Raw genomic sequence first — 1,278 nt, 5'->3', positions numbered from 1 at the left:
TTTCACCTTGTTTGCCTGTAAGACCTTGAGGCCCAATTTCRCCTKGTAYRCCCKGRACACCTTGAGGCCCARTTTCACCTTKTTTGCCTRTAAGACCTTGAGGCCCARTTTCACCTTGTTTGCCTGTAAGACCTTGAGGCCCAATTTCACCTKGTATACCCTGGACACCTTGAGGCCCAGTTTCACCTTGTTTGCCTATAAGACCTTGAGGCCCAGTTTCACCTTGTTTGCCTGGAAGACCTTGAGGCCCAGTTTCACCTTGTTTGCCTATAAGACCTTGAGGCCCAGTTTCACCTTGTTTGCCTGTAAGACCTTGAGGCCCAATTTCGCCTTGTATCCCCGGAACACCTTGTCGTCCAGTTTCACCTTGTTTGCCCTTAAGACCTTGAGATCCCATTTTACCTTGTATCCCCGGAACACCTTGTCGTCCAGTTTCACCTTGTTTGCCCTTAAGACCTTGAGGCCCAATTTTACCTTGTATGCCCGGAACGCCTTGAGGTCCAGTTTCACCTTGTTTGCCCGTAAGACCTGGAGGCCCAATTTCACCTTGTGTGCCCGGAACACCTTGAGGCCCAGTTTCGCCTTTTACACCCGGAACACCTGGAGGTCCAGTTTCGCCTTTTACACCTGGAACACCTTGAGGACCTCTTTCACCTTGTTTGCCCGTAAGACCTGGAGGCCCCATTTTACCTTGTATGCCCGGAACACCTTGAGGTCCAATTTCGCCTTGTATGCCTGTCAGACCTTGAGGCCCAGTTTCACCTTGAGGYCCAGTTTCACCTTGTATGCCCGGAACACCTTGAGGTCCAATTTCACCTTGTTTGCCTGTAAGACCTTGAGACCCAGTTTCACCTTGTAYGCCCGTAAGACCAGGAGGCCCCATTTTACCTTGTATGCCCGGAATACCTTGAGGTCCAATTTCACCTTGTTTGCCTTTTAGACCTTGAGGCCCCGTTTTACCTTGTATGCCCGTAAGACCTTGTCTCCCAGTTTCACCTTGGATGCCAGGGACACCTTGAGGCCCAGCTTCACCTTTTATGCCCGTAAGACCTTGTGACCGAGTTTCGCAGCATACACCAGGAACACCTTGAGGTCCAGTTTCACCTTGAATGCCCGGAACACCTTGAGGTCCAGTTTTACCTTGAGGCCCAGTTTCGCCCTTTATGCCAGGAACACCTTGAGGCCCAGTTTCGCCCTCTATGCCAGGAACACCTTGAGGCCCAGTTTCGCCCTTTATGCCAGGAACACCTTGAGGCCCAATTTCACCTTGTATGCCCG

At 51.4% G+C, this 1,278-nt stretch carries 1 pseudogene; it reads right to left on the bottom strand.

The window, feature by feature from the left end:
- A pseudogene (locus tag AC1DOS_RS20185) lies at nucleotides 1-1,278 on the bottom strand (collagen-like triple helix repeat-containing protein); the annotation flags it as partial.

The organism is Paenisporosarcina sp. P5_A11 (genome assembly GCF_056400705.1).
The sequence above is the reverse complement of the archived record's forward strand: the minus strand, read 5'-3'. Positions and strand labels throughout refer to the sequence as shown.